This is a genomic window from Neobacillus niacini, from assembly GCF_031456445.1.
Taxonomy (GTDB): Bacteria; Bacillota; Bacilli; order Bacillales; family Cytobacillaceae; genus Neobacillus; species Neobacillus niacini_I.
Window position 1 is genome coordinate 93,770 of the sequence record NZ_JAVDUQ010000005.1, and the last position, 25,317, is coordinate 119,086.

The following is a 25,317-nucleotide window of genomic DNA, read 5'->3' on the forward strand; positions in this document are numbered from 1 at the left end:
TAATTGATGAACAATTGTGAATCTTCATTAAGATTGTTAACTTTTTGTAAAGAGATTTACAAAAAGTAGGGAAAAATACCGATATAAAACATAAAATCCGACCTTTTCAAAAGTCGGAATTTTAATTAAGCATATTTAGCTAACTTTTGTTCTTTGACCACATTAGAATAATGTATTAATAAATTTCCAAAAATCGTTTCCCAGTTTTGGGATAATGCAAAATTTCTTCCCTCCCATCCCATTTGAATACGTAAACTATCATGATGTAACAATTCCTGAATAGATTTGGTAAATTCCCCCACGTTACCAGGTGTGCATAGGTAACCTGTAACACCTGGTTTTATAATATTTTTCACCCCGCCTGCATTGGCTCCGATTACAGGCGTTCCACTGGCTAATGCTTCAAGTACGACATTTCCAAACGTTTCGGTTGGAGAAGGAAAGACAAACAGATCCGAAACGGAATAGATTTCTGCTAAATGTTCTCCTGTTAAGAACCCTGTAAATTTCATATTTATTGGTGCTTTTTCTTGAAGTTCTTCCCTTAACGGACCGTCACCAATTACGAACCACTCAATATTTTCGTTTATTTCAGCCGGTATAGATTTAGAAATAGCTAGCAGTGTATTTACGTCTTTCTCAGGCGCTAACCTGCCAACAAAGGTCAAGAGATATTTTTTTGAAAGTCTATATTTCTCACGAATAGTCTTTTTATCATAAAAAGGCTGAAAAATTTTGCAATCTACTCCCCTTGGCCATATTTCTAGATTTGTAAAACCATGTTGTTTAAGTTGGGAAAATGTTTCTTTTGAGGGAACGAACACTTTGGCACAAGTATGATGAAACCAATTCATGTATTTCCAGAGGAACTTAGAAAGAAATTGAAGGTCATAATAGTTTAAATATTGATCGAAATCAGTATGATAGGATCCAACAAGTGGTATGTTTAACTTCTTTGCAAAATAAACCCCAGAAAGGCCAAGACTAAATGGGGTAGTAACATGGATTAAATCCGGAGAAAACTTTAATAATTCTGCTTTGATGTGCAGAAGATTCGGAAAAGCTACACGGCACTCAGGATATAAGAAAAAGGATAGGCTTTTAAAACGATGAATATGGCTGGCAGCATAGTCTTCATTGTCAGATTCAGGAGCAAAGATTTTAAAAGTGATGTTTTTGGCTTCTAAATATTCAGTGAATCTTTTTAAGGTTCGAGCCACCCCATTAATGTCCGGATAAAAGGTATCAGTGAAAATGGCTATTTTCATATATTCCCTCCTCATCATACTTTCAAAAACAGAGTATATAGAAACAAAGAATACCAGTTAAACTTCCAAGGATGCCGCCAGCAATTACGTCTGAAGGATAGTGTAGACCCAAGTAAATTCTAGATACTCCTACACAAATCCCTAAAGGAATAAGGGCAAGAGCTAACTGTGGAATAAATAATATATAGGGGATGACAACGGCAAATATCGCAGTTGTATGCCCCGAAGGAAAAGAATGGTCTTGTAATGGGTTATCAGGAAACTTTGTTTTTTCGATCATTAAATAGGGTCTTTTTCGTGGGAACATCTGCTTCACAATTTGAACAGGTATGTGACTTGCTGATAACGCAACTGCACTTGAAATAGCAATCAGTCTTGTCTCTCTTGGTAATAAAATCAAAAGGAGAAAAGTAGAAATGATGGTAAATTTCGCTCCGCCAAGATGTGTAATGGAACGAAAAAAAAGATTTAATAGCTTTTTATCAAAATGACGATTTACCTTTTGAAATATTCTACATTCGAATCCATAAAACACATGCAACATTCTACTCATAATCAATTCCCCTTTTTATCGGTTATCATTCTATCTCTACTCTACTGGTTAACATTAAAGCGCATATTTCATCATTTCTGCACTTATGATGTCCGTGATGATGGTCGGGATTTTTAATGGCTCATAAATTTGTTTTATCATCGATGCAGCCTCTTGTTTTTCAGCGCCAATGATGATTCGCTCCCCATAGAAAAAATCGTTAATAGCAGTACCCTTCCGCAAAAACTCCGGATTGGAAACTACGTCACAACAAAGATTAGGAGGTTTGCTTCTATCAATAATTTTGTTAACTAAATCATTCGTTCCTATAGGGACGGTGCTTATGATACATACAACCACATTATTTTCGATAAAATGGGCAATCGTATTTGAAACTACATGGATGTTTCTTAAATCAACAGAATCGTCTTGTTTATTTTTTGTTCCGACTGCAATAAAAATGACTTCAGCATCTGAATAAGCTTGATAAGGGCTCATTGTAAAATGTAGATTTCCGTTATTAAGATTTTTTTCTAAAAGAGGAGCAAGCCCAGGCTCATTAATTGGAGTACGACCGTTTTGAAGCAAGTCAATTTTCTTTTTTCGTATGTCTATGCATGTCACCTGATGTTCTAATTCAGCTAAACCAGCGCTAGTTACTAATCCAACTAATCCTGCTCCTGCAACGGTAATTTTCATCCAATCCCTCCACACGTTTATTTATCTTTATTGTATTTGATTTATGTGGATTTTTTCTAAACCAGGTGTAAAAGGATTGTAAATAAAATGTAAATAAATTGGATGAAAAAAATCCCTGAATTTTGTATTTCAGGGATTAAACAATTCCTATACTTCACTTGTATAATTTACTGATTCAAGAAATTAATTGCTCCTCTTTTTTATACGATACAGAAGAACTTTTTCGCAGTTGATGTAACCAGCGATAGCAAATTGGAATCATAAATAAACTGATAAAAGTCGAACTAATCATTCCTCCTACAACGACAATTCCAAGCGTTTGCGAGATGACTGAATCTAATCTCGACGATAGTGCAAGTGGAAACAGAGTTAAAACCGTTGTGAGTGCCGTTGTCAGGATTGGTCTAACGCGAGATAGTGTTCCTTGTACAATCGCTTCTTCTAGTTTCATCCCACTTGCCATGTTCCTTTCGATTTTATCTACAAGGACAATCCCGTTTGTAACGACAATTCCTGTTAGCATCAAGAGTCCCACTAATGCAGCCAGATTCCATTCCAATCCAAAAATAAACATACCAATAACTGAACCAATAAACGCGAATGGAATACAAAATAGTACCGAAAGCGGCGCTTTCCACCCTCGGAAAACAGCACTAATGATTAACAAAACAAGCAAAATGGAAAAGAATAAAGCAAGCGTCATTTCATAAATCATTTCATATACCTGCTGCGGTGCACCTGCAAAAGAATAGTGAACACCCTCTGGCAACGGAGTTTTCTTAAGAGCGTTTTTAACCTCCTTCGTTACTTTTCCAATATCACTGGAAATGATGTTGGCAGTAACCACAGCGTAAGGTTTTCCATCCTTCTCTTCGATCACGGATGAACCTGAAGGGGTAAGGATCGCGAGTTGGTCTAATGTCACTTCATGACCGTCTCTAGTCTGAAATCTCTCCCCACCCATCAAAGAAAAAATATCTTTCCCAGTACTTTTTTGCACATCAGAATGAATCACAATTGGAAATGTATTTTGGTTAATGGAGATTACTCCTTTTGTCCCTTCGGCGGTATATTGCTGGATTCGAGTTAATACATCGTTCAGCTTAACACCATATTTTTCAATCGCCTTACGATTCAGAGTAACCTCATACTGAGTGATCTGATTTTCTGTATCGGCAACTCCTTGTACTGACAGACCCGGTACAAGCTTAAGCTGGTTTCGTATCGTTTGAGCCATCGTTTCCAATGTTTGACTATCCGATCCTGTAAGATTAATCTTTAATTGTGAATCATCACCGGCAATACTTTGATTCGAAACCGTGTAAACTGCTTTGCTCGATAGGGAGTTTAATTGTTTCTGCAAATCCAGCATAAAGGTATTAGCGTCAATATTTTTCTTAACAGTTATCGACAAATTTGCAATATTTAGCTTCTGAATCCATCCTCCTCCTGCATCAAAAACATCATCGGATTGTGGGGTGAAAGATGAACCTAATCCGGAAGAAAATGAAGCTACTTTAGGATTTTTCTCCAATAAAGCCTCCACTCTTTTCACTTCTGTATTTACTTCAGTTAAGGCAGTATTTTGCGACATTTCCACTTGAATTCCCAGTTGACCTGTACGATTAGTCGTTGGTAAAAAATTGACTGGGAGAAAAGCTGCTCCCACAGATGTGAGCAAAAATAATGCCAATGTGATCAGCGCTACTTTCCCCTTTTGTTTGAATACCCATGTAAAAATTTTATTTCCAAATGGTTCTAGATAATCTTTTACGGCGACAGGTTCTCCCCGCCAAAAAAGATGGTATAGAGCCGGAACCACCATGATGGAAACAAACAAGGAAATCACTAATGCGATGACAACCGACCAGGCAAAGCCAGAAAACGCAGCACTCACCATGCCGCCAATAAGGGCAATCGGGAGATAGACCGCAATGGTTGTTGCCGTAGAAGAGACAATCGCAGGAATCATTTCGGCTACAGCGCTCGTTAACAAATGAATGCGATTTTTCTCTTTTGTCTCATATACTTTTCGATTCATGTTATCAAGGACCACAATCGAGTCATCGACCACTCTACCCATTGCAACAATAAGTCCAGATACGGTAAGTAGATTAAGACTAATTCCCATTGTTTTTAATAAACCGGTTGTTGCTAATAAACAGATAGGTAATGAAATAGCAATTAATAGGGTTGAACGGGCTTTACGGAAAAATAGAAAGACACATATGACCGAGAATAAACACCCCAACAAACCTTCTTTAATGAGACCTTTTAAGGATGAATTGACCTGTTCTCCCTGATCAAATTGAATAGCGAGTTGTATATCCTTATTTTTCAATGCCGGAATATCCTTTATTCTGCTTTTAACACGTTCGGATACATCCGTAATATTGGATGAAGGAGTTTTTAAAACATCTAAAAGGACACTGGGTTTCCCGTCCGTTCTTGAAATCGTCTGCAAATTGACAATCGAGTTTGAGATGTCAGCTACAGAAGATAGTGGGACAATTTTGCCTTCTTGAGTATGGATTGGAAGCCGCATCAAGTCTTGCCCCGTCAACCCCCAACCTGAAACTTGAATGGGAATAGAGGTCTGTGCGTTTGACACCTGACCTTCCAGTCCAGTTGTATAATTTTCTTCGAGTGACTGTTTTATGTCCGCAACAGATATGCTTGATTTTTTTAAATCGTCCGTTCGAAGATTAACCGCATAGCCTGCCATTCCGCCACCAGAAACAAGAACATCTTTAACACCGGGAACAGTTTTTAAGCGATTCACAATATCTTCTTGAATGGCTGTTCGGAGTGTATTTTCCGTGATATTGTCAGAAGAACTCATTAGACTTATTCTCATTATTGGAAGAGAATGGGTACTTAGTCGTGTGACTAACGGTTTTTCTACATTGGAAGGGAGTGAAATCCCCTCTAAAACCTTTGATACCTGTTCCTCAGCTTGCTTCATATCAAAATTCATTGGAAAGTTTAGACTGACCAGTGAGCCCCCATTAAAAGAATTTGTCTCAATATCTTGGAGTCCGTCTACTACTCTTACAGCCTGTTGGATTGGCTCCGTAATCTTCGCTTTTACTTGCTGAGCTTGGTAATTTTCTGCACGTACTGTGACCATTAAGGTTGGGTTATTCATTTCAGGGAGGTAATCCCGTTGAATATGTATGGCAGACATCCCACCCCAAACGAGGATGAGGACAATTAAAGTGACAATAAGAACGGCACGTTTTATCGTTTCATCTATGATTCGGTTCATATCAATTTTTTCCGGGCTAAACTTCCGGAAATGTTCCCCCCTTTTTGACTAAAAACTAAAACTCCTAGATTTAAAAAATACAGATTATAACAATAGCTACCCGTTTGGGCAGCTATTGTTAGATTCGGTTTGTATCTATTAATCACGCCACATTAGTCATTGTCAGCAGGTGACGGTGCAAAACTTTCTGGCTGTTCTGCCACTTCGTCTGGTGTGTGAACCTTTTTCTCACCAGGATATGGATGATCAAATCCTTCTGTTGCGTACCAAACCGAATGGTTCAACATGTTTGCGTTCGTATCATCCGGAGACGCATGCCGACCTGTTAATTTGTTCTTGTTTTTATTGGACCATTCTGTCCATTTTTTCGAAAGTTCCTTGGCCTCCGGTGTTACTTTATCTGTATTTGCAAGTGCTGCCGTATTGGAATTCGGCGAACCATTTAAGGTATCAAGCGGAATTTGATTTGCTTCAAAATTGTATGGTGTAAAGTCAGGATTATTGGTAAATATCTCACTCATCGGTTCTGCAGCCGCATCATTTTGGTTCATCGCAGGAAGTCCAAGAATCTGCTCGATACCGCGAACCATGTTGATGACTGTCCAGTAGTGGCTGTCCGTAATGCCTTTTTTCACCCAAGGGCTGATTACATACGCCGGCTCACGATGACCGTCTACATGATCCAACCCATTTTGTGCATCATCCTCTGTAACAAAGATGACGGAATCCTTCCAGTATTTACTGTGGGAAATCAGGTCCACAATTTTACCGACAGCTAAATCATTGTCTGCCACCATGGCTTGTGGTGTTGGAGAACCTGTTGCATTGCCTGCAGTATGGTCATTCGTAATCCACAATGTGTTCAATGCTGGTAAATCATCATTTTTAACATGCTTTTCAAACTGTTGCTTAAAAATTTCAAAACGATACTGGTCCGGGATGTTCATATCAAAGGTTGGAAATGTTTTATGCGTAATCGGTCCAAGCGACGGAATATCATAGGTTACCTGATAGTTTCCAATTGGGACATGAAGGTCGCCTTCCTTCTGACCAAAGAGCTTTAATGCATCGTTGTACCAATCTGTCCAAGTGCCGAATGGTGCTGAACCAACAAAACTAATGGTATCTTCCCCGAAGTTTTCTACGGATACTCCATGTTTAATGGCTTGGTCCCATAGATGTCCTGTAGGTGCATAGGCCATCGGATCTCCAGCACCACCTGGGTAGCTTCGAACATTAGCAGTATCGGTTTCTTTATCTTCATAATCGGTGTTGGTTCCTTGCATAACCCATTGATGTCCACTGGCAGATTGGATGCCGGAAACATAAAAATTATCTAAAAGCGGGAAGGTTTCGGCTAATTTATGGAAGTTTGGAGTGACCGTTCTAGGGAATTGCGTTAAGGCCGGTTCGCCATTTCCCTTGCCTAAATCACCAAGGACTTGGTCATAGGTACGGTTTTCTTTGATAATATAGAATACATGTTTAATAGTAGAAGGCTCACCCACACGTTCAGGCATGGCAACTGGTTTCTTATTATGTCTTGGTTTTGCATTCAAGTCTTTCTGGCCAAACCAATTGTTATTTGCATATACCTGTTTGGTTCCTTTAATGAGATCCTCTTTTGTAGGGAACGGAATTAACGAAAGGGAACCCATTTGTGCATAAGAAGAGTGACCTGTTACTGTAATTCCTTGAATTGATAAATCACGCGTTGGTCCACGGGAACCGATTCCGTCTGCATTCGCAACTACTAGATTCTTATTTTCTTGATCTACTGCTAAATCTACCGGGAACCATGCAGTAGGTAATAGTCCTTGCAGTTCCGGAGTTTTATCAGGTCCCTGCCAATCATAAACGGCAATGGCATTATCCCGGCCCAGGCTGACCATTAACTTGTTATCAATTAACTTGACTGCATTCGGAGCAGCTCCCTTTGCCGCATCCGGGTATGGTTCAATATCAATGGTTTGGACAACGGTTTTTGATTTCGTGTCAATAACAGAAACGGTATCACTATTCGTATTGGTTACAAATATGTACTGACCTGACTGGGTCACCCGCTCTGGCTGGACGCCGACTTCAATATTTTTTTCTACCTTATTGGTTGTAAGGTCAATGACAGAAACAGTTCCTGTAGTAGTAGCACCGGTTTTAGGGTCAACCACCACTTGTGTTCCGGATGAATCCACTGTTGTGTCGCCTGCTTTTGCAATTCTACCTCCTTGGTTTGTTACGTATGCCGTATTCCCGTCTACTAAAACACTTGTAGGTGCATTTTCTACCGGAATTTTAGCCGTTACTGTACCTGTTTGCGGATCGATTACCCCAAGGCTGTTGTCCCGGTTTAATGCTACCAGTAACTGACCTTGTGGTCCTACCGCTAAGTCAAGCGGATTGATATTTCCACCAACAGCCGGTTTTGGAAGATTATAAGTTTTTTGGATTGAAGGCTTACCGTCATCAGCAATGGACATTACGACAACCTTGCCAGTACCGCTCTTAGAACCGGTTGCATAAAGCTGGCTTCCGTCCTTGGAATATGCTAGTCCCCACATAGTAGAAAGCCCAATGGAAAAATCTGTTACAGTCATTTTTCCTGTTGCCAAATCTACCACATTGATGCCTTTTCCACCGTAATTGTTTCTGCCAACGATTGTTACAGCCGTCTTCCCATTTGGATGAATCGCAACAGAAATTGGGTTCCCGCCAAATTCGATTTGTTTTCCCGTAGGCGTAATTAATTGGTTTACAGGGGTCTGAACAGAACCATCTGCCTGTTCCCCTACAAGATTGCTTCCAAATGCCCCATCCTGTGCAGCATAAACACCGGCAGAACTAAGAAGGAAAGCACCTAAGGTCAACCCAGCCAGAAGTCTTTTCTTTTTTCTAAACTTCTTTAACATCATTTTCACTCCAATCTATTTTTGGTACAGAAATAGATTACTCCTAATTTATGAATCTCTTTTTCAGTAATTGTAAATTACAACTAAAGAAATACCATACTTTTGAACTATACTGATATACCTATTTGTAAAGTTTTAATATAGAAATTAACCAATATGTTACATATCTGGAATATCACTATTTTTAGTAAAAAAGAACCCAATCTGGGTTCTTTTTCATCAAGTTCATTTCAAATAGCTAAAATTTGTTTTGTAATTAATTCACTCTTATGGAAACAGAAGTGCTTTTATTACCAGCCTGATCCTTAGCAAAAACTGTCAAACTAGTCCCTTTTTTCTTAGCTTTCATTTTGATTTTGTAATTTCCTTTTGAATCAGCAACTGCTTTACCTAAATAATTTTTTTCATTATATAGAGATACTGTTGAACCCACTTCTGCTTTCCCAGTAACATAAGTAGATTTAGAGGTTACTTTATTGATGGATGGTTTACCAGGAGCTGTCTTATCAACAACTTTAACAATAGTCTCTTTGCTAACATTCCCAGCTTGGTCAGCAGCAGTTACTTTAATTTCTGTTCCTGCCTCTTGTTTAGTGATCGAAAACTTAAAGTTTCCATTTTTATCGGCAGTAGTAGTTTTTAGCTTTTTACCATTAATATAAAGTGTTACAGTTGCATCCGCTTCTGTTTTTCCTGTTACGAGAGGAGAATGGTTTGTAACCATATTAAGGGTTGGAGCCTTAGGTGCAATAAAATCTGGGATATTCGTAAAGGAAGGAAGACCAGAGATATAGCCTACTCCGCCCGTTTTATCGATACCAATTCCTTTTTCCATAGCTTCAATTAATTTTGCTTGATCAACAGCTGTAATCGTTTTTCCTTCTAGTTCATCCCCAGGATGCTGGAAGTTACTCATGATATAAGAGAAACCGTTTCGGTCATCTGCTGCAAAAAGGCCTGTTGATTCCGCCCCAGCAGGGTTAGATAAAATTCTCGTTAGTTCTTTTGTATCAACATCATACGCCCATAAATAGTTATTTGTATGCATTCCGCTATCTTCACCAATAAAAAGTGTTCGCATCGCTGGAGAGTAGCTAAGATTGTCCGGATTGGCAACTTTATCAACATTTGCCGTATTGCCATATGAATCAGCTGATGCCATATCTTCACCAACCATTAATCCAGACATGGAGGCTGCTACATATTTACTTAGGATGATGTTTCCTTCTTTATCTCTTTGTCCGTTCTTTAAATCCAATTGATAGGTTACACCTGATTTAATTTTTGGCAATTTAATATCGTCTACAGGATCACTAGGGTTCGCTTCCATTCCTTTACTTTGATCCGAAATCGCTACGTAAACTTTATTATCCTTTTCATTTAGTGTAACACCTTCCATTTTGTTAAATTCAGATGTCGCACCAAGAATTGCAGCATAACGACGGGATTCTAAAAAGGCAGCTGCTTTTTCCATTCCAGGCTTAACTTTTAAGTACTCCGTTTTGCCATAAGTGTATTGTTTAATGGCCGCAAATCCTTCTTTAGGAGCATCAGAGGTTTCAAAAATATCACTGAATGTAACCCCGCTATCAATGATTGCTTTGATTTCGTTATCTGAAGCATGCCCAAGTTTAATCCATTCTAAGTCACCTGAGCCACCGTTTTCAGTACCAGTTTGATGGAACTTAGCAGCGTATAAAGTTCCTTTTGATAAATCTTCCGCACGGTCCGCCACATACATAAACAGAGTAGTATAGGAACCGTCATCACCAAAGAATGCCGTGCGTTTATCAGGCATCATTTTCATCAATTCATGCGAGAAACGGCCAATGCTATAATGTTTCTCTACTTTCGTTTTGCCATTTTTCTTCACTTTGATTTCTGGAACATACCCATAAAAATAAGGATTAGCTTTAGATGAATCCCCAAAATAAAGTTTCGCAAAGCTTTCCACTTGAGCTCTTGCAGATGATTTAGGATCCGCTTCAAAGGTGCGGGCATCTGGCTCGTATTCTTCTGAACCTAAATGAGTGTTCCATGGTGAAAGAGATCCGTTACAAGGAATCCAAAGTCCATTGACACTGGAGAAGTCAATTTTCTTTACTTCCTTTGCTTTTAATTCACCGGTTTTACTATTTTGATCCAATGTAGTTAAGGACATGGAAGCTGGGACAATTCCGTATGCAGATTTACCTGAAGCATCGAATGTTTGGTATTCATAATGTGTAACCATATAAAGCTTTCCGTTAATCGGATTTAGTAAGCTGTTCGAGTCTGGAGCATCCGAAACGAAATGTTGCGGATTTCCCGGTACACTCGTGTCAACGATTGGGTCTCCATAATAATCGATTGGCGTTCCTGCAGCAATTAGTTCACCATTGTTATCTGCAACTTTATCTTCAGATTTAAATAGTCTTTTATATGACAATGGGAACTTTTTCACTTGACCATTACTGTATTTTACATCTACTGATGCTGTGGTATATGTATCGACCATTTGTTGAATGGTAGTTGGTGCCGGCATTCCGTTAAATTTAACTGAATCAATTTTTACTTGGCTGTTTGCAGCTGCAGCCGCAGGCGTTAGTGCAGGAATCGTTAATGCTAATCCTAAGGCAATTGCCGCGCCTTTTTTTCCAAAAAGCTGTTTCTTCATTTATTTTCTCCCCCTAAGTAAAAAACTTTTTCCTGATAACTCTATTAAATAAGAGTTTTATTAAAGCAGTATTTCTACTTTGTTAAGTCATTTCAAAATTCCATTAAACTTTTGTAAATTCATGGGAATAAAGCAGTAAAACAGGAAATTTCATGATCTGTCATATAAAATGAAAAAGCTGCGGGACCTCTTCCTACCCGCAGCTCTGATCTATCTCTATTTCCTTTCATTCAACTCATCCATCAACTGTTTTGTCCTTTTGGCGTTTCCTTCGGCAAAATTTTCGAGGCGTTCTTTTAATTCATCATCGCCATGAACCCTCTCGGCTGATATTAGATAGGTACGCATTAAATCTTCTTCGATCTCAATGGAATGTTCAAGGACTTCTTCAAGCTTTTCCTTCTCTTCTCCCTTGTCTCTATTAAATAAATTGGCACACATGGGGAAAACCTCCTTTTTCTTTATGGTTCTCCCTAAGTTTCCAGGATATTCATATCCAGTTATGGCTGAACAGCAACCGCAAATTTCTTATAATTATAGGATTTTTCAAACTTGATGCAGACACCCAATATTTGCCCACATTTAATTGATGAGCAGGAACAAATTTGTGAGACCATCCAATCAAGAGATTACAAAAAGCTGAAAACCTTATGAAGGAAGATTTACAGGCCGATTTGGAATTTTGTTTGCACGGATTAAGAAAAGCCTGCTCCCCCGATTAAATTTGAGAGAGCAGGCTTTTTTTATTATTGCAGCACGTTTTTTAATTCCCCAATTGACTCAATTGAAACGACCATTTCATCACCAGATTTTAACCAGTTTTGTTTTTCCTCTGGATATCCTAGGATGACACCATCGGGAGTCCCTGTAAATATAATATCTCCCGGCTTTAATGTCATGTGCTGGGAAATATAACTTACTAAAGTGGCACAATTAAAGATCATATCTCTTGTATTTGCTTTTTGACGAACCTCTCCATTTATTCGGCATTCAATCGTTAGGTTTTTTGGATTGATTTCCTCACTTGTCACAACATATGGACCAATAGGGGCGAACCCGTCTGGACTTTTTCCAAGCAGCCATTGACCGGTTTTGAATTGCCAATCTCTTGCGGAAATATCGTTACCGGCGGTATAACCAAAAACGTAGGATAATGCCTCTTCCTCGGAAACATTTTTAGCTGTCTTGCCGATTATAAGAACAAGTTCTGCCTCATAATCCATTTTTTCTACACCATCCGGTGGAATGGTAACAGGCTCTTGGTGGGCCGCTAGTGTATTGTTGAATTTACTGAATAAAATGGGTGAAGTTGGAACATCCATATTGGACTCTTTTGCGTGATTAATATAGTTTAAACCTATACAAATAATTTTTTCCGGATTGCTTATTGCCGGAGCGTACGTTAAAGCTTCTTCAGAGGTAAATAATTTGGGATTTTGCTCATGTATAGCACGTTCTACTAAACTAGTAACCTTTGCAATCCCTTTATCCGACAGCGCGATTAACTCTTGCAGATTCACAGGAACAGATTGTTCAAAAGTTTGCGCTGCTTCTTTTACATCTAAAATCCCAAAATCCGTTTTCACTCCTAAGCGCATTTCATCGTTTTTCATAAATTGCAGCAGTTTCATGGCAACGTCTCTCCTCGATATCCTTCGATTTTTTTGAATTATCTCATATATTCCATCTTGGAACATCCCGATTTCAAAATCAACTATTATAACCCCCGTATAGACTACCGATTTCTTCAATTCAGTTAACCTATCGTCGCGTAGAGCCCTGATATGCTACCGAACCCCTTGCTTTTTCTTCCTTTCGGTCGCATAGAGACCTGATATGCTACTGAACTCCTCGCTTTTTCTTGCTGTAGGTCGCGTAGAGCCCTGATATGATACCGAACCCCTTGCTTTTTCTTGCTTTCGGTCGCGTAGAGACCTGATATGATACCGAACCCCTTGCTTTTTCTTGCTTTCGGTCGCGTAGAGACCTGATATCTATGTTTCGGTCGCGTAGAACACTGTTAAGCGACCGAACTCCCATGTTTCGGTCGCTTAGAAAATGGCATGCTCAGTTGAGAGACAATCCTACAGGATTTAACTAGCACCTATATTCTGCTCGATTTCATTTAGAATACTCTCGAGTGATGTTACGACACCCTTTTCATCTTTGTAACTAATGTGTTTTGGCTGAAAATGTACAGGAGAGTCGATGCCGGCTGCCGCTGCAACCCGAAATAAACCCTTTCGTAATGTGACAAGATAATTCACAACTCGATATTTCTTTTCATCAATAACAAGTGCCTTTTGCAGGTCGGGATCGGTTGTGGTGACCCCAACAGGACATGTATTGGAATTACATTTCAATGTCTGAATACACCCAACTGTTATCATAAAACCACGGGCAATATTCACTAAATCAGCTCCCATGGCCAGCGCAATGGCAATGCGGTCAGGGGTAAACAGTTTCCCCGATGCAATGATTTTTACCCGCTCGCGAACACCGTATTTGTGAAGAGTTGACACCAAAATCGGCAATGCTGACTTGAGGGGTAAACCTACGCTATCGATCAATTCTTGGTAGGATGCTCCTGTGCCGCCTTCTCCACCATCCACCGTAATAAAATCCGGCCCTTTTCCGGTTTCCTGCATATATTTTGCCAATTGTTCTACACTGTCATTCCCGCCAACAACAATCTTCATCCCAACCGGTTTCCCCGTTGTCTCACGGATTTTTTCAATAAACTCACACATCGAAGGAACATCACTGAACTGATGGAAACGGTTCGGGCTATCTACTGACTTATACGGCTCGACTTTCCGAATTTCAGCAATTTCCGGAGTCACTTTTTCACCATCAATATGACCGCCACGCGTTTTCGCACCTTGGGCTAGTTTAAGTTCAAATGCCTTCACCTGCGGAATTTCACTTTTCCGCTTCAACTCGCCCCAATCCACTCCTCCATCTTTATCACGGATTCCAAAAAGACCGGGGCCAATTTGCATAATAATATCTACGCCGCCTTCTAAATGGTAAGAGGATAAACCGCCTTCACCTGTATTCATCCAGGTCCCTTTCGCCAAGGCAAGACCTTTGGAAAGGGCAGTAACAGCGTTTTTTCCAAGAGCACCATAGCTCATTGCAGACATACCGATTAATCCTTTTAACACAAAAGGCTGCTTACAATTTGAACCTATCACAACTGCATCGTCATCATGCAGTAAATAGGCAACCGCCTCTTCATCCTCCCATTTTTCCTTTCTTTGTGAAAAAAGCGGATCTCTCAATAACAGATACTTTTTTGTGTTCACTTTTGTTTCACGGTCCATTTTTGACTCTTCCGATAATTTCGGAAACATATCATTACGAACATAAAAACCTTCTTCCTCAAAATCACGTTTCGACCCGAAGGCGACAACGTCCCGTTTATACTTGGCACTTTTTACGATATGTTCATATTCATCCCTTGAAAAAGGCTTTCCTTCTGTATCGCCGTTAAACCAATATTGGCGAAACTCCGGACCGACTTTTTCTAAAAAATATCGCATCCGACCTAAAACTGGATAATTCCTTAAAATGGAATGCATCTTTTGATTTCGATCCAACATTAATAAATATAAAAGTAAAATCAAAAGTCCGATCAAAATAACCGCAAAAATAATAAATCCAATAATCGTGAAGATATCCGCAATATTCATCCAAATCCTCCTAGACATGAGTAGAATTCATTATAATTTGCTCCAGATTGGAAAAATTTATGCTTTCCAATGTTATAGGTATTTGACTTTTTATGGTTAATCATGTAAAATGACTGATAGTCAGTCATAATTGGAGGCCGATAAATGGATAATAAAAAAGAAAGAATCATACATGCCGCGATTGATGTTTTTTGCGAAAAGGGAATTGAAAAAACAAAGGTCTCGGATATCGTTAAAAAGGCTGGCATTGCCCAAGGAACATTTTATATCTATTTTTCATCCAAATTATCCGTAATGCCATCCATCGCTCAAGTAATGGTGGATAAAATGATTACTGAGATTAATAAAAAGGTAAATAAAACTGACTCTTTTCTTGATCAATTAAAGAGTGTAATTGAAGCTGTATTTTCGATTACTAAGGATTATCGGGAAATCCATGCGATGGTTTATGCCGGTCTTGCAACCGCAGAATTTCTTCAGGAATGGGAAACCCTCTATTCCCCTTATTATGCATGGATGAGTGAATTTCTGAGTCATGCAAAAGATGCGGGTATTCTTCGTAATACGATTGATCCAGATCAAACGGCTGTTTTACTTATTGGCTTGATTGAAACCGTCGCCGAACAAACTTTTTTATACTCTCATGGAGATCGAGATATGGCGGATATCAAGAAAAAGGAAGTATTGGAGTTTGCGCTCCATGGATTGGGAGTTATAATCTAAACTTTAATGAATGGCTAATTTTTATTAGCCACATTATTTATTACCACAAATGACTGAATGTCAGTCATATCCGAATAAGGAGTGTTATTATGAATAGGTCATGGATTTACGTAATCCTAACCTGTCTATCAGAATTTCTTTGGATCTACGGCTTTCACAATGCAACTACCTGGTGGCATTGGGTTTTCATTGCCGGGTTCATTCTGCTGGATTTTCAATTTCTCGCAAAAGCCTGTGAAAACCTTCCAACTGGAACCGTTTATGCCATTTTTGCAGGAGCCGGTACGGTGGGGACATTCTTAATGGATGTTTTTCTTTTCGATGAAGAAGTCAGCTTCCTAAAAATATTTTTTATCCTCCTTGTTATCGGTGGGGTAGTGGGACTAAAAATTTCTGACAATATCAAATCGGAAGGAGTCGATCAATAATGGGTTGGGTATTTGTATTTATAGCTGCAATGAATGAATTAATCGGTGTCTGGGGGTTGAATCTTTTCAGTAAAAATCGAACTGTTAAAAATGGAATCATCTATATTGGCGGGCTTGCTGCCTCGTTTGCCTTTATATACGCTTCGTTTGAATATTTACCGGCAAGTGTTGCTTATGCCGTATGGACAGGAATCGGCACAGCCGGTACTGTAACCATGAATATGATTTTCTTTGGAGAAAGAAAAAGCCTTCCGCGTATTGCCAGTCTTTTTGCGATTTTGATTGGGGTGACGGGGCTGAAGGTAATCTCATAATGAAAGGGCTGATGTAGAAGTTATTACTTCCATATCAGCCCTTTTTTATTAAGCAATATCTTGCTTTTTATTTAAATCCTCAAGCGGTACACGTTTACCCATTTTAAAAAGATAAAAGCTGCCCGCAACAATCGCGAGGAATACCAGACCTACAATCAAAGAAACACGAGTGTCAGTATTAATCCACATTCCCACAAGGACGAAAAGTAAAAATGCAATCGTTGCATAATTGCTAATTGGAGAAAGTGGCATCTTGAATGAATGGCTGGACATTTCAGCCGCTTTTTCTTTTCTAAATTTAAGCTCACTAATGATTATGACAACCCAAGGCACCATTCCTGGGAGAACACTGGCACTATAAACATAAAGGAAGAGACCTTTTGGAGCAATATAGTTCAAAATTACCCCAATAAATAAGCCGATCAGTGTTGCATAAATGCAGTTTGCCGGAACCCCATTTTTTGAGATTTTAGCAAAACTTTTTGGCGCTTGGCCGTTTATGGCTAAAGTATAAAGCATTCGACCTGCACTATAAATTCCACTATTAGAACCGGATAAAGCTGCTGTGATGACAACAAAGTTAATAATACCCGCAGCAGCTGTAATGCCTACCTTAGCAAAGGTCGAAACAAACGGGCTGCCAATTGTCCCTAATTGATTCCAAGGATACACAGTAACAATGATAAAAATTGCACCAATATAGAAAATTAAAATTCGCCAAATGATATTATTAATTGCCTTTTTTAAGGTTGTAGTCGGATTTTTTGCTTCCCCTGCCGTGATACCGATGAGTTCCACTCCCTGGTAGGCAGCTACTACAAGAGATAATGCAAAGAAGAATCCTTTAAAGCCGCCTGTGAAAAAGCCGCCATGTTTCCAAATATTCGATAACCCGATGGCATGTCCATGGTTCCCTAATCCAAAAAATATTAAACCAAGACCTGCAATAATCATGAGGACAATCGTTACTACTTTAATAAGAGAAAACCAAAATTCAAATTCTCCATAAAACTTTACTGAAACTAGATTCGCCAATCCTAAGATGACCATCGCAATGATTCCTGGCAGCCATTGAGGAAGATGCGGAAACCAATAATTCATATACATCCCGATTGCCGTAATTTCGGCCATTCCAACAAGAACCCATTGAAACCAATAACTCCAAGCCGTCATATAGCCAGCTAATGGATGAATATACTTATGAGCAAAAGTTGCAAATGATCCGGTGGTTGGCTCTAAATAGAGCATTTCACCCATTGCGCGCATAATGAAAAAAATAAAGATTCCGGCAATCGCATAAGCCAGCATGACAGATGGGCCTGTCCATTTAATCGTACTCGCTGATCCCATAAACAAACCAACGCCGATGGTGCCGCCTAAGGCAATCATTTCAATATGTCGTGCCTCTAATCCTCTTTTCAACTCTTTATTTTCCACACATTTCCCCTCCTGATGAATAAATTAAATTATTTAATTTTTACTACTTTCAGAAATTTGATAATATAACAATAATAATTTCACTTTAATAAACGCTTTCAATATTATTCGAAACACTAAACAAACTTAGATAATAATTAAATTACCCACTTTAAAAATATTATATAAATAATAAAAAGTAAAGACTTGAAATTTTTTAAAAATAATAATTTTTCTTTCATGTGTGTATTTCTAATATTTTATTTTATGGTTTCACAAAATAGAGTAATATAGTAAACACATAAAAAGCATCTGCATTTATTCGCAGATGCCTTTTTCCTTCTATACGTTTCTAATTATACCTGCCCAGTGCCTATACTCTAACTGTCCAGCCAAACGGATCTGGTTCAGTTCCATTTTGAATTCCAGTCAATGAATCATATAGCTTTTGGGATAATGAACCAATTTTTCCGTTATTAACAACCATTTTTTCGTTTTTCCAAAGGAGTTCTCCGATTGGTGAAATCACGGCTGCTGTTCCTGTCCCGAAGGCTTCCTCTAAGGTACCTTCATGACATGCCTGCTGAATTTCTTCGATTGAAATTTTCCGTTCTACAACCGGTACATTCCAATATTTTAAAAGCTCAAGAATCGATTTTCTGGTGATTCCCTCTAGAATGCTCCCATTTAGTTCAGGGGTAATAACTTCCCCATTGATTTTGAAGAAGATATTCATACTTCCCACTTCTTCAATGTACCGCTGTTCTTTCCCGTCCAGCCATAGAACCTGTGAGTAACCATTCTGGTAGGCAATTTCTCCTGCCTTTAAACTGCTTGCATAATTACCAGCCGTTTTCGCATTCCCTGTTCCGCCTTTTACAGCACGAACATATTCACTTTCGACCGCAATTTTTACTGGATTAATCCCTTCTTTATAGTAAGCACCTACTGGCGATAGAATAATCATAAATCGGTAGTTTTTAGAAGGTGCAACACCGAGATGTGGTTCTGTCGCTATCATAAATGGACGAATATAAAGGGATGTACCTTCTACCCCAGGAATCCACTCCCGGTCAATGGCGATTAATTGTTTCAATGCGCTTAATGCTAATTCCTCATCAATTGGAGGCATACATAAACGGTTATTTGAGCGATTTAACCTTTTCATATTTTCATCCGGTCTAAATAACAAAACTTGCTCATCTTTTGTTAGATAGGCTTTCAGTCCTTCAAAAACCGTTTGGCCATAATGAAAAACCATTGCCGCAGGGTCGAGGGTAATGGGTTGATAAGGAATTATTTGCGGATCATGCCAGCCCTTTCCCTCTGTGTAATCCCAGACAAACATATGGTCTGTAAAAATGGTTCCAAACACAAGATTGTCAAAGTCTGGTTTTTCTTTTCTTGTTGAACTCAGTGTAATCTCAATTTGTAATTCTTTCATCTTCCTATCTCCTATCCAGGTTCCTATCCACCATTAATCTTTTATCATGAATTATATTTACATAATAATGATAATCTTATGACTATTTTACAACATTTAATTCCTTTCGTGTTAAAAAATAAATCAAACAAAATTTAATCATTTCTGGAAAATGAAGTGGATATGCTTCTTTCATAGGAAAAAAATCATTCATATTTTGAACGGTCAATAACAGCGGTGTAGATTAAATAGATCACTAAGCAAATCGCCGTTGTTAAAAAACCCCATCCTAGAGTTAATTGATCAATGATTAGGTAATTGTTACATAATTGGACGGGGGATTCAATGTATAACCATCCCATCCCAAAATATTTAATGGTAAAAAATACAATTACAGTATTTTTCCCCCTCGAACTAAGTTTTTTCCAACTATCACGGAGAGAGATTCCTGCTAAGAATGGTAAACTGATAAACTTAAATATTTCCGCACTTTGTATCGTTAAGGTTTCATCCATCGTTTTCGGTATCGTCCAATAGACAGCTATGAATAAAAACAATAATATACCGGGAACACCATTGCTATTCCATTTTTCAAAAAAGCGGGGAAAGCGTATTTGGAATAACCGCGCCATTAAAAATCCTGAAAAGACCAAAAGGGGCATTTGCATATGCATATGCACAATCATAATCGATTCTAAAAAATGAGCAACAGGGGGAATCATTAAAACAAGATATAATAGCAAACCGTAAATAAACTGTTTCATCGATTACTCCCCCGTTTTATTTTCTAGAATGTTCGAAAGCGTTTTGGCAGCTTCATTCATTTTTTTATAATCCATCACATTCACTAAACGGCCCTTTGGATCCACTAAATAAAATGCTACATTGTGAGTGAAATTTCCCTTACCGTCTGGAATGACAATGACCCCAAACTCTTTTAATAAAAAATCCAGCTCCGTCTTATTTGGAATTCTCGCCATTCTCCAAGTTTCCCCATCAGCGTGAAAAGCGTTCTTATATCGATCTAATGCAGTCGGGTCATCCCGTGTCGGATCAAAACTAATACTTAAGAAAACAATATCTCTGCCAATATATTTTTTCGGAAGCTTGTGATATACCTCTGACATGTTCATTTCTAATTGGGGACAAACACTTGTACAAGATGTATATAAAAATGTAATAAATACATATTTTCCTTCAAATTCAGAAATCGAATATTTCCTCCCATTGCTATCCTCTAAGGTTACATTTGGGAAATTCGGTTTATTCTCGATTAGTTTGTTTACCCTTGCTGTTTCCGCAGTAAAGGCATGAAATCCATCAGTACCCGTGTAGAACAAAACAAAACCAAATAATATAACAATAGAAACGGCTAATTTCGTATGCCAATGCTTGATCACGGAGATCACTTCCCAAACCTTTTGTTTTTACCTTTGTGCTTTATTCATATATGGTATAAAGAGATAGCCCAACCCTTGAGCTATCTCTTTTTTCAACCTACGATTACCAGGTTCTAAATGGTGGTGAACCCGGAGGTGCATTTACAATAAATTCAGTTAATGGGATGACATAGGCCATCGCAACGACAATCAGCATGATAACAATCCATAGTCCCCAACGCTCTGTCAAATATGGTGTTTTCGTTGCATTCTCTTCTTCCTCAGCAATTGGGAATTCTGTTTCACCTTTTGGTGCAAAGAACATCATATTGATTACAGCAACTACTTGGAGAACCACACCAATCATTAACAAGGTTCCTCCAATAGCTAAGAACATTAAATATGGACTCCAGCTTAATGCGGTTGCGTTGTCACCATAGGTTGTGAAAGAAGTTCTCCGTGGGGAACCAAGTAATCCAACCCAGTGCATCGCTCCTGACATACAGATCATTCCGATGGTCCAAATCCAAGTTTGGATCAAACCTAATTTATTGATTTGTGGTGTTAAAACACGTTTTGAGATATAAGGAACTAACCAATAACTAATACCAAAGAACGTCATGACAACAGACATCCCAAGTGTTAAGTGGAAGTGTCCGACAATCCACATGGTATTATGAACAACTTGGTCTAATTGGTTTGTGCTTTGGGCAATACCACCTGCACCAGCAGGAATAAAGGCAACCATTGCAATAAATGGAGCTAGGAAACGAACATCTTTCCAAGGCATTTGTTTATACCAACCGATTAGGCCTTTTCCGCCTTGCTTTCTAGCAGTACGTTCAAATACGGCAAACAACGCAAATGCGGTCATTAAGGATGGGAATCCAATCGCTAAACTCATAAATACGTGCATAAACTTAATCGATTCTTTAATACCAGGGTCAACGATTTGGTGGTGGAATCCACCGGTAATATTCATGATGACTAATGCAATAATAACAACCCGAGTTAGCATGTCACTCCAGCGTTTTCCGCCGATGATTTTCGGAACACAGACGTACCATGCGGAGGTTGCGGTTAAATACCAGATGTTCACTAATGTGTGTCCAAAGGCCCAGAAAAGTGTACGAGCTACCATAACATTAATCGTCTTAACCCAGCCGAAGGACCAAGGAATAATCATGACGATGACTTCAATCGCCACAGGCAGGGTACCAAAGAATAGAAGAATAAATACACCAGTTGCAAAGTAAGAAAGAATCGGAACATGCTGTCCTTTGTGCTTCTTTCTCCAATCAGCCACATTGATAAAGGCTCCAAATGCACACATCCAAACGCCTACAACAATTAAGGCAAGACCAATATAAAACATCGGTGCGGCAGCCATTGGCGGATAGAAGGTGTACATGACGGATGCATCGCCCATGATGATGGGAATAACAGCTAAAACAAATCCTACAATTTTCAGGCCGAAACCGATCCAGGCCATCATTCGTACTTTCGGCAGAAGCCCGCCTAAGTTATGTGAAAGAGCTGCATAAAAATAACCAATGGTAAAGAATGCGGTTAAAACTACTACTAATAGTAAACCATGTGCGGTTAGAACCTGGTAATAGTTCACCCATGATGGTAATTCCAAAAGTCCTGCACGATTCAGTCCTTGCACAAGTCCTAAAATTCCACCGAGAAGCAATGCTGCAAATGCGACAAATATATATGTTTTCGTAAGTCTGGCATCTTCTAAACTGATACCTAGCACTTGATTGACTTTTCCGTTATTTGTTTTTAAAATTCCTTTTTGCGGTATCCCTGTTTCCACTTAACTTCCCTCCTTTATTTCACCTTAATGGTGGTACTCATCATTTGGTGACCTGCTCCACAGTATTCATTACATAACACTAAATAAGTCCCCGGCTTTTCAAACTTTTGAGTGATTTTTTGAATATGTCCCGGTACAATCATTGTATTTAAGTTCGTTCCAGCCACTTCGAATCCGTGTACCACGTCTTTTGAGGTTAGGGTAAAATGAACAGTCGACCCAGCAGGTATTTCGATATTTCCCGGATTAAAACTAAAGGCTTGTAATGTCATAACGACTTCGTATTCGTGTTCACCTATTTGTTTAACTCCAGGTTTATCGAATGGCGCTGTTTGATCGACTTTTTGTGGATCAATCGTTTCCATATTACTAGGTGGTCCCATTTCTAAGGCAAATGCTTGATATCCGGTAATAAGCATGAAAATCATTATCATTCCGAAGCTTAAGGTAAGCCATATTTTTTCATCAAGATGCATTTTCATTTCTTTCCCCCCTTATACCCTGGACATATAGAGTCCGTATAATAGTAAATAAGTTGCAAGGATGACAACTCCAACTACCCCAACGGAAATCCATGTCCCTTTTAGTGGTGCCTCTTGCTCTTTTTTCTGGTTAACTTTTTTAACTCCCACCTAAAATCAACCCCTTTAGTTTTCTTACTTACATCTTAATTTGGAATTCATTTTACAGATATGAGGTGAATCACACATTGATTATAATTCTCATCTAGAATGGAAAAATGAGGAAAGATTTTAATTTTGGAGGATATTGATTCTCTTTGACCTTAATTGGCCCATACCGCGCTATTATCACTTTTATATGAATTTTTACCGTGAAAATATTATTAATTGAAAAGTAAATTGGGTACACTTCCGTAATAATGACAATTTAATGAACAAATTCTTACTCAAAAAAATAGGCCTTATCAGTTTGAATTGATAAGACTTTTCTTTACTTAAAATATTGGTAATGTCACAATAATCATTAACAGATACATAATCGTTATATAATTGACTGAATAAAGAAATACGACATGAGCCCATTTATGGTCATCTTTAGTAAAAAACCCATAAATACTCACACCCAGCCACCCTACATTAAGTAATGTGGAAATGACAATAAAGGATAAACCAAGCGATCCTAAATAAAAGGGCAAAGGCAACAAACAGGCACTATAAACAAAAATTTGCCTCTTTGTCATTTCAAATCCACGAACTACAGGAAGCATGGCAACTCTTGCCGCTTTATATTCATTATACTTCTTCATTGCAATTGCAAAGGTATGCGGCATTTGAAAAATAAACAAAATCAGAAATAAAATAATGGGGACGATATGGTAGCTGGTTTCAATCGTTGTCCAGCCGATTACAGGAGAAACAGCACCTGAAACAGCACCAATTACGGTATTAAGTGTATATCTCCGTTTTGACCACATCGTATACAAGATTACATAAGTAAACCAACCGATAAATGCCCAAACAGCCGCTTCAATGGTGGTGAAAAGCAATAGGGCAAGACCAAGTATGGTTAAGATGATTCCCATCGCCAATACCGCTTTCAGTGAAAAATGACCTGTTACGGTAGGACGATTTTTCGTTCTGTCCATTACAGAATCAATATCAACATCGTACCAGTTATTGATAATGAGAGCTCCAGCCATCACCAAGGTGCTGCCAATCATCGTTAGCAAAAATAACCCCCAATGATTGGTTAATGATTCATTGGTAAAATAAAGTGCCAGCCAAAACCCAGTAAAAACAGGTAGAACATTTGCGATTAACACCGGTGCCTTTACGATCAACCTTAAATCCGCAAAAAAAGTAGAAGTATTTCTTTCCTTCGCTAAAATAGTGTTCATTTAAAACCGTCCTCTAGAAAGTGTTTGAAAAAGTTATTATTCGAACATGAAGCTAAAATAAATAGTCACTCTTTCATAGTAACATATTTTACTTTCAGGCTCCCTATAATCTGTTTCTAACATCACCACCATTTTCCAATGCGGTGAATTAGAAACTTTAGATATGATAAAATGTTATCAAGAGATTATTAGTGTTTATAATGAAATTAAGGTAGAGCCAATATAAATAGCCGTCCCCCACATTACAATTGCAGAGACTTTATTTAGAATGATTAAAATTCCACCTGATTTATCCAAATTCCCAATCAATCTCCCCATTATTCCTAACCCGGTAAACCATATCCATGAAACTAAAATACACGCTGCGGCGAATGCAATTTTTTCCCCGCCAGCATAATGTAATGAACTTGTTCCGATTACACCAATTGTGTCCAGAATGGCATGAGGATTAAGTAAAGATACAGATAGGGCAAAAACAATTTGTTTTTTAGTGCTTAAAGAATCACTTCTCTGGTCCTCGATGGATGGCTTACTCCTCCATGAAACCATTCCCATATAAATTAAAAAACAAATACCACCTAAGATTAAGAATATTTTTAACCAATAGAACTCAAGAACAGCAACAGACACTCCAAAAACAGCTAAAGAAATTAAAAGAGTATCGCAAATGGATGCTGTAATGATTACTGGTAATGCTCTCAAAAATTGGGGCTGGATGGCACCTTGGTTAAATACAAATACATTTTGAACCCCTAAAGGAAGAATTAATCCGAATGCTAATATAAATCCATGAACAATAGCTTCTAACATTTCTACACCTCTCGTATTCTTTGTAGTTTTCATTTTATAAGGAAAATTTGAATAGGTCTCCAACCAATTGGTTGGAATATATACCATCCAATATTGTATGATTAACTAAAAACGAGGGGG

At 38.4% G+C, this 25,317-nt stretch carries 21 protein-coding genes; 3 read left to right on the forward strand and 18 right to left on the reverse strand.

Annotated elements, in window-relative coordinates:
* Positions 1-125: 125 nt before the first annotated feature.
* The 9 genes from J2Y67_RS07415 to J2Y67_RS07455 form a co-directional block, all read right to left on the reverse strand.
* Positions 126-1,268, reverse strand: a complete 1,143-nt coding sequence (locus J2Y67_RS07415) for a glycosyltransferase family 4 protein (RefSeq protein WP_310172364.1) — start codon at positions 1,266-1,268, stop codon at positions 126-128.
* Between the two features lie 22 nt (positions 1,269-1,290).
* A complete protein-coding gene (locus J2Y67_RS07420; protein ID WP_310172507.1) occupies positions 1,291-1,812 on the reverse strand; it encodes a phosphatase PAP2 family protein in 522 nt (173 codons plus the stop codon).
* Positions 1,813-1,875: 63 nt separating this feature from the next.
* Positions 1,876-2,499, reverse strand: a complete 624-nt coding sequence (locus J2Y67_RS07425; protein WP_310172367.1) for a nucleotide sugar dehydrogenase — start codon at positions 2,497-2,499, stop codon at positions 1,876-1,878.
* A gap of 175 nt (positions 2,500-2,674) precedes the next feature.
* Positions 2,675-5,767: an efflux RND transporter permease subunit gene (locus J2Y67_RS07430; protein WP_310172369.1), complete on the reverse strand. Its 3,093-nt coding sequence runs from the start codon at positions 5,765-5,767 to the stop codon at positions 2,675-2,677.
* A gap of 152 nt (positions 5,768-5,919) precedes the next feature.
* Positions 5,920-8,673 carry a bifunctional YncE family protein/alkaline phosphatase family protein gene (locus tag J2Y67_RS07435; protein WP_310172373.1) on the reverse strand — a complete coding sequence of 918 codons (2,754 nt, stop codon included), beginning with the start codon at positions 8,671-8,673 and terminating at the stop codon, positions 5,920-5,922.
* A gap of 256 nt (positions 8,674-8,929) precedes the next feature.
* The gene (locus J2Y67_RS07440; RefSeq protein WP_310172374.1) at positions 8,930-11,329 is read right to left on the reverse strand and encodes an Ig-like domain-containing protein; all 2,400 of its coding nucleotides are present in this window, start codon (positions 11,327-11,329) and stop codon (positions 8,930-8,932) included.
* A 216-nt stretch (positions 11,330-11,545) separates the two neighbouring features.
* Entirely contained in the window at positions 11,546-11,770 is a 225-nt protein-coding gene (locus J2Y67_RS07445) for a hypothetical protein (protein WP_310172376.1), read from the reverse strand.
* A 305-nt stretch (positions 11,771-12,075) separates the two neighbouring features.
* Complete coding sequence (locus J2Y67_RS07450; RefSeq protein WP_310172377.1) at positions 12,076-12,960, reverse strand: fumarylacetoacetate hydrolase family protein; 885 nt, start codon at positions 12,958-12,960, stop codon at positions 12,076-12,078.
* 462 nt (positions 12,961-13,422) lie between these two features.
* The gene (locus tag J2Y67_RS07455; RefSeq protein WP_310172380.1) at positions 13,423-15,024 is read right to left on the reverse strand and encodes an FMN-binding glutamate synthase family protein; all 1,602 of its coding nucleotides are present in this window, start codon (positions 15,022-15,024) and stop codon (positions 13,423-13,425) included.
* Positions 15,025-15,168: 144 nt separating this feature from the next.
* Here J2Y67_RS07455 and J2Y67_RS07460 point away from each other — a divergent pair, with 144 nt between their 5' ends.
* The 3 genes from J2Y67_RS07460 (at position 15,169) to J2Y67_RS07470 (ending at position 16,489) form a co-directional block, all read left to right on the forward strand.
* Positions 15,169-15,747 (forward strand): TetR/AcrR family transcriptional regulator, encoded by a 579-nt coding sequence (locus J2Y67_RS07460; RefSeq protein WP_310172382.1) that lies wholly within the window; start codon positions 15,169-15,171, stop codon positions 15,745-15,747.
* A gap of 89 nt (positions 15,748-15,836) precedes the next feature.
* On the forward strand, positions 15,837-16,175 hold the full coding sequence (locus J2Y67_RS07465) for a DMT family transporter (protein WP_396954056.1): 339 nt from the start codon (positions 15,837-15,839) through the stop codon (positions 16,173-16,175).
* Positions 16,175-16,489, forward strand: a complete 315-nt coding sequence (locus J2Y67_RS07470) for a DMT family transporter (protein ID WP_310172384.1) — start codon at positions 16,175-16,177, stop codon at positions 16,487-16,489. The genes J2Y67_RS07465 and J2Y67_RS07470 overlap by 1 nt, the downstream gene beginning before the upstream one ends.
* Before the next feature lie 48 nt (positions 16,490-16,537).
* On the opposite strand, the gene J2Y67_RS07475 is transcribed toward J2Y67_RS07470, so the two are convergent.
* The 9 genes from J2Y67_RS07475 to J2Y67_RS07515 all read right to left on the reverse strand — a co-directional run bounded on the left by J2Y67_RS07475 (position 16,538) and on the right by J2Y67_RS07515 (position 25,197).
* Positions 16,538-17,926: an amino acid permease gene (locus J2Y67_RS07475; protein ID WP_463675862.1), complete on the reverse strand. Its 1,389-nt coding sequence runs from the start codon at positions 17,924-17,926 to the stop codon at positions 16,538-16,540.
* A gap of 352 nt (positions 17,927-18,278) precedes the next feature.
* A complete protein-coding gene (locus J2Y67_RS07480; protein ID WP_310172386.1) occupies positions 18,279-19,349 on the reverse strand; it encodes a branched-chain amino acid aminotransferase in 1,071 nt (356 codons plus the stop codon).
* Positions 19,350-19,534: 185 nt separating this feature from the next.
* Entirely contained in the window at positions 19,535-20,092 is a 558-nt protein-coding gene (locus tag J2Y67_RS07485) for a hypothetical protein (RefSeq protein ID WP_310172388.1), read from the reverse strand.
* A gap of 3 nt (positions 20,093-20,095) precedes the next feature.
* Positions 20,096-20,728 (reverse strand): SCO family protein, encoded by a 633-nt coding sequence (locus J2Y67_RS07490; protein ID WP_310172390.1) that lies wholly within the window; start codon positions 20,726-20,728, stop codon positions 20,096-20,098.
* A gap of 103 nt (positions 20,729-20,831) precedes the next feature.
* Positions 20,832-22,529: a cbb3-type cytochrome c oxidase subunit I gene (locus tag J2Y67_RS07495; protein WP_310172392.1), complete on the reverse strand. Its 1,698-nt coding sequence runs from the start codon at positions 22,527-22,529 to the stop codon at positions 20,832-20,834.
* Between the two features lie 14 nt (positions 22,530-22,543).
* Positions 22,544-23,011: a cytochrome c oxidase subunit II gene (locus J2Y67_RS07500; protein ID WP_310172393.1), complete on the reverse strand. Its 468-nt coding sequence runs from the start codon at positions 23,009-23,011 to the stop codon at positions 22,544-22,546.
* 12 nt (positions 23,012-23,023) lie between these two features.
* A complete protein-coding gene (locus J2Y67_RS07505) occupies positions 23,024-23,161 on the reverse strand; it encodes a cytochrome c oxidase subunit 2A (RefSeq protein ID WP_133337487.1) in 138 nt (45 codons plus the stop codon).
* A 323-nt stretch (positions 23,162-23,484) separates the two neighbouring features.
* Positions 23,485-24,387: a heme o synthase gene (cyoE, locus tag J2Y67_RS07510; protein WP_310172398.1), complete on the reverse strand. Its 903-nt coding sequence runs from the start codon at positions 24,385-24,387 to the stop codon at positions 23,485-23,487.
* A 195-nt stretch (positions 24,388-24,582) separates the two neighbouring features.
* Positions 24,583-25,197 carry a LysE/ArgO family amino acid transporter gene (locus J2Y67_RS07515; RefSeq protein ID WP_310172399.1) on the reverse strand — a complete coding sequence of 205 codons (615 nt, stop codon included), beginning with the start codon at positions 25,195-25,197 and terminating at the stop codon, positions 24,583-24,585.
* Positions 25,198-25,317 lie beyond the last annotated feature (120 nt).